The 8,685-nt window shown below is 62.9% G+C and carries 8 protein-coding genes; 7 read left to right on the forward strand and 1 reads right to left on the reverse strand.

Annotated features, from left to right (window positions below; genetic code table 11):
• The coding region (locus OC446_RS28040) for an AAA family ATPase (RefSeq protein ID WP_262032228.1) at positions 1–728 on the forward strand (728 nt) is incomplete at its 5' end.
• 852 nt (positions 729–1,580) lie between these two features.
• Here the strand turns inward: OC446_RS28040 and OC446_RS28045 are convergent.
• On the reverse strand, positions 1,581–2,096 hold the full coding sequence (locus tag OC446_RS28045; RefSeq protein ID WP_262032229.1) for a hypothetical protein: 516 nt from the start codon (positions 2,094–2,096) through the stop codon (positions 1,581–1,583).
• A gap of 514 nt (positions 2,097–2,610) precedes the next feature.
• Between OC446_RS28045 and OC446_RS28050 the strand changes: the two genes are divergently transcribed.
• From OC446_RS28050 to OC446_RS28075, 6 genes are all read left to right on the forward strand, one after another.
• Entirely contained in the window at positions 2,611–3,147 is a 537-nt protein-coding gene (locus OC446_RS28050) for an SDR family oxidoreductase (protein ID WP_315986555.1), read from the forward strand.
• The gene (locus tag OC446_RS28055; RefSeq protein ID WP_262032230.1) at positions 3,144–3,731 is read left to right on the forward strand and encodes a hypothetical protein; all 588 of its coding nucleotides are present in this window, start codon (positions 3,144–3,146) and stop codon (positions 3,729–3,731) included. Before OC446_RS28050 ends, OC446_RS28055 begins: the two co-directional genes overlap by 4 nt.
• A 534-nt stretch (positions 3,732–4,265) precedes the next feature.
• Positions 4,266–5,021: a Bax inhibitor-1/YccA family protein gene (locus OC446_RS28060; protein WP_262032231.1), complete on the forward strand. Its 756-nt coding sequence runs from the start codon at positions 4,266–4,268 to the stop codon at positions 5,019–5,021.
• 18 nt (positions 5,022–5,039) lie between these two features.
• Positions 5,040–5,387, forward strand: a complete 348-nt coding sequence (locus OC446_RS28065) for a hypothetical protein (RefSeq protein ID WP_262032232.1) — start codon at positions 5,040–5,042, stop codon at positions 5,385–5,387.
• A 169-nt stretch (positions 5,388–5,556) separates the two neighbouring features.
• The gene (locus tag OC446_RS28070; protein WP_262032233.1) at positions 5,557–6,651 is read left to right on the forward strand and encodes a glycosyltransferase family 4 protein; all 1,095 of its coding nucleotides are present in this window, start codon (positions 5,557–5,559) and stop codon (positions 6,649–6,651) included.
• 44 nt (positions 6,652–6,695) lie between these two features.
• Positions 6,696–8,685 (forward strand): amylo-alpha-1,6-glucosidase (locus OC446_RS28075; RefSeq protein WP_262032234.1); only part of this gene is annotated, 1,990 nt, incomplete at its 3' end.

The following is an 8,685-nucleotide window of genomic DNA, read 5'->3' on the forward strand; positions in this document are numbered from 1 at the left end:
CCGCGCTCGTGCGCATCGACATGTCGGAATACATGGAGAAGCACTCGGTCGCCCGCCTCATCGGCGCGCCTCCCGGCTATGTGGGCTACGAGGAGGGCGGCGCGCTGACGGAAGCGGTGCGTCGCCGGCCCTATCAGGTCGTGCTGTTCGACGAGATCGAGAAGGCTCATCCGGATGTGTTCAACGTCCTGCTGCAGGTGCTCGACGACGGACGCCTCACGGACGGCCAGGGCCGCACCGTGGACTTCCGGAATACGCTCATCATCATGACCTCGAATCTGGGCGCCGAATATCTGGTGAACCAGACGGAAGGCCATGACACCGACGAGGTGCGCGATGAGGTCATGGGCGTGGTGCGCTCGCACTTCCGGCCCGAATTCCTCAACCGCGTGGACGAGATCATTCTGTTCCACCGGCTGAAGCGCTCGGAGATGGGCGCCATCGTCGACATCCAGCTCGGCCGCCTGCAGAAGCTGCTCGCCGATCGCAAGATCACCCTGGAGCTCGACGAGGACGCGCGCAACTGGCTTGCCGACAAGGGCTACGATCCGGCCTACGGCGCGCGCCCGCTGAAGCGCGTGATCCAGAAGCACGTGCAGGATCCGCTGGCCGAAGCCATCCTCGCCGGCGAGATCCACGACGGCGCGACCGTGCCGGTCCGGGTTGGTCCTACTGGCCTTGTCATCGGCAACGTCTCTCACGGACAGACGGAGCGGGCTGCGGCGTAGGGGTTGGACGGGCAAACTAAGGGTGTGGCGTGACAACTCGCCCATATCCTGCTCAGCGTGTGGCCGGCTTGGACCGGCCACACAGATGGAGAGGTCCGGGATGCGGAGAATGCTGACACCGTTCGTGCTGGGAAGCGTCATCTCCGGAGGGATGACGGTGTTGTCGCTCCCACTGGCTTTGGGCTTCCTGACATCTCTCCGATACCCGCAGGCACATCGTGCGGTGCGGACGGACGAAACAGATCAACGTGGTTCCGCAAGCGGGCTGCCGCGCCACCGGCCGCCAAAGGTTACTCGGCGTCCCTCTCTCAGGCGCTATGGCAGCAGGAGCGTTCCTAGGACCCGTCATGCCCGTTGGCAGGCATGCCCGTGTCATCGACGGAAAGTGCAGGTTGGCATGCGGCTCATGGGTGAGCGGCCCGGGGCCGCTAAAGCCCAGCCTGGATGACGACCCGGCATGGTTCAGTCATCGACGATGAATGCAAACATGACTTCGAGGTTATTTCAGATCACAAGAGAACTCCTATGCGATGGCATCTCCTTGCAGCGTTGCTCCTGATCGTTGGGGCTATTCAGCCAGTCCTCGCGCGGCGGGAGCAAACGCTTGTTTCCCAAGCAGAAACCGCCATGGATCGACAGGATTTGAACCAGGTGAACAGGGAGCAAGTCCAAAAACCTGGCCTTCGGCAACGGGCTGACATTTCGAAGAAATATGAGCGGCTCTTGAACCGAGACCCGAAAGAGATCATCCCGGATATATGTACCGGTTGCTGATGGGTTAGGCGACGCAGAGATCAGTCTCGATTGAGCATCATCAGGTCACCGATCGATTGAATGCCTGCTCGCGGGCATTCAATCGAGATCATTCGGTACTTCGATGCTCTTCGCACAGGCTCGCACATACGCGACCATGTCGATATGGGCTGCCCATGCCCTGCCTTCCAAGCGGCCTTTCAGGACGATATTGGATGAGAAAGGCGTTTCGGCTGGGCTTCCGGCTGCCTCGGGCACAATGTTATTGGCGTGAACGATCCTGTCACAGGCTTCTTGGAAGGTGAGGGGGATCTCAACCTGCTCCATAATATCTGGCCAGAGCGTCCCGCACTCGTCTTCCGCTCCTGAGTGAAGTCCGGGTTGTGCGGGTTCATCCCGCCGCATTTTCAGCTGCTCATTTCGGATCCGGCTCATAGCCGCCGTGCTGACCAGGAGACGAGCAACTTCGCCCACCAGGAACTCGTCGCGGAGTCTCATCAAGGGGTCTTGGGGAGTGCCCATGGCAAGGATGACTGGATCGCCCGCGACAAGTGACAGCAGACGATAGGCATCTTGCAGAATTGTAGCAGAGTTCTGCCGAGAGCTGTCGACCATGGCTTGCCTCATTCCCATCGGTTGCGATCGCCAGAGGAAACCGCGGGACCCCGGTTTGCGCCTGGCGAAAGCGACTGGATACAGACCATATTGAACATCTGGCGACGGGATTTAGTTGCACAGCGGAAGCGAACCAAGCAGCCGCCACGCTTCTGTCTCTTGCGCCCTGTTCCGATTGAAGGGCCTCTCTATCTGTGCGGCGGAAACTCGGTCGTGAACAAGGGGCGAGATCGTGATCGCAGCAGAAAGGAAGGCTTGATGAGTTTGGCAGGCCAGTATGCGCCTGTCACAGAAGGATCGTCCGGGATCGACGCCAGCGTTGTCAAGGCGCTGGCCGCGCGGGGTCCAGGGTAGCCATCAACTACCGCTCAGAACGTGAAGCCGCCGAGCGGCTTGCGGACGAAGTGCTGTCCCACGGCGGCGACGCCGTCGCTTTAGAAGCCGACGTGTCCGACGAAGCTGCCGTCCAGGGAGTATTTGACTGATCCAGCGCTTCGGCCGCCTCGATATCCTCGTGGCCAACGCCGGGCTGCAGAGAGACGCCCCCTTTGCCGAGATGACCCTCGTCGATTGGCGCAAGGTGATCGATGTGAACCTGACGGGGCAATTCCTGTGCTGCAGGGCTGCGGTGCGGCAGTTCCTCTCCCAGGAGAAACGCCCTGACCTGTCCCGGGCGCGTGGCAAGATTATCTGCATGTCGTCTGTCCACGAGGTCATCCCCTGGGCCGGCCACGCCAACTACGCAGCCTCGAAAGGTGGGGTGATGCTCATGATGAAGAGCCTTGCGCAGGAGACGGCGCGAGAGGGGACCCGGGCGAACGGCATCGCACCAGCCGCAATCCGCACCCCGATCAATCGGCCTGCCTGGGAAACGGAGGAGGCGCTGCAAAAGCTGCTGCGGCTCATTCCCTATGGCCGCATTGGTGAGCCGGAGGACGTTGCCAAAGCCGTGCTGTGGCTGGCGACGGATGAAAGCGATTATGTGACCGGCACCACCCTCTTTGTCGACGGTGGGATCACTCTCTATCCCGGCTTCGAGGACAACGGATGAGCCCTGGGCCCGGCGAGCGCAAGGCCTCCTGCATCGCATGGCTGATCCGGTTTGCCGGACAGAACTTTGCGGTCTGTCCGGCATTAGCTGGATCGGTCGATTATCCTCATGGCTGTTTCCTGGTGCTTCACGATCAGGAACGCGAGGATCCGCGGCCAAAGGTTTCCAACAGCAACTCACGAACCGCTCGAATGGAGACACCTCACATGACGGCACATACCGCCACGGCAAGTGATCGATTCATTGCGGCTCTGGAGCGACTCGGATGCGTCCGATGGAGACGGGACGGACAGATCGTCAAAGAGCAACTGGCCGAACAGTGGAGAATACGCCCGCACCGGTTCGTCACGCCGGCCCTTGAAAAGCTTTCCCCGCAACGAGCCGAACAGGTAGGGCTGGCTCTCGATCTCTGCGCATATGGGATAGGAGCGGGACATCCATCCGCTGATGCCCTGCGCGATGCCTTCGCAGAGTTTGTCAGAACCGTTTCGGATCCGAAGGATGCACAGGACATCCGGGATTATTTCGATATCACGGAGAGAACGTATCGCCACTTCTCAATCTGGACGTCGCTTGAATGGTGACGCGCATCGATCCCTGCGTGACGAGGCGCAAGAGCGTCCGGACGGCGCAGCCTCAAGCAGGACGCCGGGCTTTAGCTCCAACGGATTGGGCTCGGGCTCGTACCGTGCGGACCCGGCCGCCCAGGTGACGGCCGCGCGCACGGCTGTCTGGAGCCGTCGGCCCGTCTTCTGAAAGCTTTCATCTCTCCAGCAGACGACGGCGCCTGACCCGCACAGGACCGGGTCGCCTACGGGCAAGCTCCCGTTCCCGGAGCCGATCAAACGGCGTGTGACAGTCGCGTTTCTGCGAGCCAGGGGGCAAACACGGAGGGGCCGATGCGCTTGGAACCTGAGGGGGATTGAAGTCTTGATAGCTTCGGTTGGCGCTCCCAAATCTAGAGTGCCAAGCCTGTTCTTTCAGGTTGGCCGATGTACTCTGAGGAGGCAGTCCGTACCGTCTTGTCCTTGCGAGGACCGCAAGGTTTCCGGACGAGACGGCGGGGGCCCTTCAAGTCATCGCTGAACCTAGTCGGCAACAGTTTGAAGAGGTTTGTCATGTCTTGGTGGAGTGACAATTCTCGCCTGGCGCCATACGGATTTGGGTCAGGCACTTTCACGCGGTCGCGGGTTGAGTTCGACGCCGGCCTGCGGGCGCATCTGATCGGCGTTTACAACTACCTGATGCTCGGGCTCGCCCTGAGTGGCGCCGTCGCTTACGCAGTGGCGAACACGCCCTTGGGCGATCTCTTCTACTCCGGGCCGCGCGAGTTGACCCCGCTCGGTTGGGTCGCCTTGCTGGCTCCCTTGGGTCTGATCATGATCGCATCGTTCGGCGCACGGAGCCTGTCTCCGGCAGGGCTCCAGGGGATCTACTGGGGCATCACGGCCCTCCAGGGCGTCGGCCTTGCGGCTTTGCTCCAGGCCTATACCGGCGAGAGCATCACACGCGTCTTCTTCATTACGGCGGCGGCGTTCGGCGCCTTGAGCCTGTGGGGCTACACCACCCGCAGCAATCTCTCCGGATGGGGCTCCTTCCTCCTCATGGGCTTGGTCGGGCTGATCCTGGCCTCGTTGGTCAACCTGTTCCTGGCAAGCTCCGCCCTGCAGTTCACGATCACGGTGATCGGCGTGCTCGTGTTCGCGGGACTGACCGCCTGGGACACCCAGCGGATCAAGGAGGAGTATGTCGCTGGCCTCGCCCATGGCGACGCCGCTCTCACGAGCAAGGTGTTCGGAGCGCTGAGCCTTTACCTCGACTTCCTCAACCTCTTCCAGCTTCTGCTGTCCCTCTTGGGCCAGCGGGACGAATAACGGAAAGGAGAGGAAGCGATGTCCCTCACCGGACGTTTCGATCTTCGCCGCACCATGGGTGGCAGAATCGTGCTGCAGGTCGAGGAGGAGGTAAGGCGGCTTTGGCCATTCTGCCGCAGACAGCCGACGAAGAGGCGCTGGCGCGACGCGACCGTGATGGACCTGGCCCAGCCTGAACTGCGCCCGCTCATGGATCTGCGTTACAAGCCCGGTTTCGAGTGGCTCCGGGTCTACGGCCAGATCGATGCAGCGCGGCGAGCCGCGAGCGCTGTCACGTCGGAGGGCCGCCCGCCGCTCGCCGTCGTTCCGAGACCCTCGTTTAAGGCAACCGCCTGCCCGACGGACCTCCGGGACGAGGCTGCATAAGCCACCGGATGAAAAACCTGCCGGGCCGGCACTGTCTTCACTGCCGTCCCGGCCCTTGCAAGCTTGAGCGCGTTTCCTATCTCGAAACCGCTCTGTGCCGTGCGGGCCGACTTTCCCCGGCCGCGCGTATCTCATTGTCGATTCTTCGCTCTTAGAGGAGGTCTTGCCGATGAAGATTGCCCAAGTGGCTCCATTGTATGAACGGGTTCCGCCGAAGCTCTATGGGGGGACCGAGCGGATCGTCTCCTATCTCACCGAAGAGCTGGTCCGTCAGGGGCACGATGTTACCCTGTTTGCTTCAGGCGATTCGATTACCAAAGCCAAGCTTGTCCGCTGCTGCGATCTGGCGCTGCGCCTCAATCCGTCGGTCAAGGATCCGCTGCCTTACCACATCATGATGCTGGAGGAGGTGAGGCAGAGGGCGGATGAATTCGATGTCATCCACTTCCACATCGACCTGCTGCACTTCCCGCTCATTCGCGAGTTCGCGGACAGGACCGTCACGACCACCCATGGACGGCTCGACCTCGTCGACCTCGCCCCGTTCTACAGGATGTTCCCGGACATTCCGCTCGTCTCCATCTCGGACGATCAGCGCAAGCCGATCGGGCAGGCCAACTGGGTCGGCACCGTCTACCACGGCCTCCCCCGGGATCTTTTGCCCTTCCGACCCCGAGGCACCGGTGGCTATCTCGCCTTCCTGGGGCGGATCTCGCCGGAGAAGCGCCCCGACCGGGCGATCACGATTGCCGCCGAGGCCGGAATGCCCCTCCGGATGGCGGCGAAAATCGACAACGCTGATAAGGCCTATTGGGACGAGGTCATCAAGCCCATGGTCGACGCCCATCCGAACGTGGAGTTCATCGGCGAAATCAACGAGAGCGAGAAAGCCGATTTCCTCGGCAATGCCGCCGCCCTGCTTTTCCCGGTCGACTGGCCCGAGCCCTTTGGTCTCGTGATGATCGAGGCGATGGCCTGCGGCACCCCCGTGATCGCGTTCAGGTGTGGATCGGTGCCAGAGGTGATCGAGCAGGGGCGCTCCGGCTTCATCGTCGACACCGTCGAGGAAGCTGTAGGCGCCGTCCACACGCTCAAGGTCTTGGAGAGGGCCGAGGTGCGACGCTGCTTCGAACGGCGCTTCACGGTCGAACGGATGGCGGCCGACTACCTCGACATCTACCGAAGCCTGCCTGGCGTGCGCCGCGATGCGACCCATCTGCGCCGTGCCAACGGAACCGGGTCCGGCTTGCATGCGGTCGCGTAAGATCAGCGTTGCTTTGGTTCACTTTCTTGGTGGAGGACGACGACATGAACCTGCATGTCGATGTGCCTGATGACCCAACCGACGTCCGCTTGGGCCAATTCGCCGTTGCGTCGCAATCCTCGCTGCAGGAGCGGCGCCCGCGGACCCTGAAGCACGGGGATACCTTCGGGGTGTTCGACCGGAACGGCGACGTGTTGTCCGGGGAGGGGAGCCCGGACGGGGTGTTCCACCGCGACACCCGTCACCTTTCGCATCTGGATCTGCGGATCAACGGGGCCCAGCCGATCCTCCTGTCGTCGACGCTGCGCGACGACAACGCCGTGCTCACCTGCGATCTGACCAACCCGGATTTGCATGACGGGACGGGCCGGCTCCTCTTGGAACACGACGTGATCCATATCAGGCGGTCCAAGTTCCTTTGGAAGTCGACCTGTTTCGAGCGCTTGCTTGTGCGCAATTTTGGCGACCGGCCACAGCGCCTCACGCTGGAACTGCGTTTCGAGGCTGACTTCGCGGACCTCTTCGAGGTCCGCGGCACGCGCCGCATGCGCCGGGGAACATTCCATCCGGCGGACGTCGGCTCTGGGTGCGTCACCCTCACTTACAGCGGCCTCGATGACCAGACCAGAACAACACGTCTTCGCTTCGATCCGGCTCCTGAACACCTGGAGTCGGGACGCGCCGTGTTCGACATCGAGGTCGCGCCTCGGCAGCGATCAGTGATCTTCGTCGAGGTCCGATGCGACGACGCCGTGCCCCTGCGGCGCCCGCGCGAGCATTATCTGTCGTCGATGGTCGAGGCGCGACGCGCGTTGCGCCAGTCCTCGTCGCGTGCCGCCTCCATCGCGACTTCGAACGAGATCTTTAACGAAGCCATACGACGCTCCGTTTCCGATCTGTATATGTTGGTGACGGATACGCCCGAGGGGCCTTACCCTTATGCCGGCACGCCATGGTTCAGCGCCGCCTTCGGGCGCGACGCTCTGATCACGGCCTACCAGACGTTGTGGATGGATCCTGCGCTGGCCCGCGGCGTCCTCAGCTTCCTGGCCGCCAACCAGGCGAATTCGGAAGACCCGGCAGCGGACGCCGAGCCCGGCAAGATCTTGCACGAGGTGCGATACGGCGAGATGGCCGAACTCGGCGAGGTGCCGTTCCGGCGCTATTACGGCAGCGTCGACTCGACGCCGCTCTTCATCATGCTGGGCGGCGCCTACCTGGAGCGGACGAGGGACGTTGCCACCCTGGAGCGGCTCTGGCCCAATATCGAGGCCGCCCTGCGCTGGATCGACGTTTACGGTGATCGCGACGGCGACGGCTTCGTCGAATACGGGCGCCGGACGCAAGAAGGGCTCATCAACCAGGGCTGGAAGGACAGCCACGACTCCATCTTCCACGCTGACGGCAGCATGGCCCAGGGTCCGATCGCACTGTGTGAGGTCCAGGCCTACGTTTACGCCGCCAAGCGCGCCGCCGCGCTCATCGCATCCGGCTTAGGCATGCCGGAGCGGGCGGCTTTGCTTGAGGCGGAAGCCGAGCAGATGAAGCGGCGGTTCGACCAGGCGTTCTGGTGCGAGGATCTCGGCACCTACGCTCTGGCGCTGGATGGTGGCAAGCGGCCCTGCCGTGTCCGGTCGTCCAATGCAGGACACGCACTCTTCGCCGGCATTGCGCCGCCTGAGCGGGCAGCACGGATTGCAGAAACGCTCATGGAGGCGTCCTCGTTTTCGGGGTGGGGCGTAAGGACGATCGCGTCGACGGAGCCGCGGTACAACCCGATGTCGTACCATAACGGCTCGGTCTGGCCGCATGACAACGCGCTGATCGGGCTGGGGCTCGCCCGCTACGGCTTCAAGCGGGAGGCGGCCCGGATCTTCGACGGCCTGTTCCACGCCTCCGTCTACATCGAGCTCCGGCGACTGCCCGAACTCTTCTGCGGGTTCCCGCGCCGGCGCGGCCAGGGGCCGACGTTCTACCCCGTCGCCTGCGCGCCTCAGGCGTGGGCGGCCGCAACGCCCTTGAGCTTGGTCCAGG

Source organism: Microvirga sp. Mcv34 (assembly GCF_024519725.1).
In the GTDB taxonomy this organism is placed as follows: domain Bacteria; phylum Pseudomonadota; class Alphaproteobacteria; order Rhizobiales; family Beijerinckiaceae; genus Microvirga.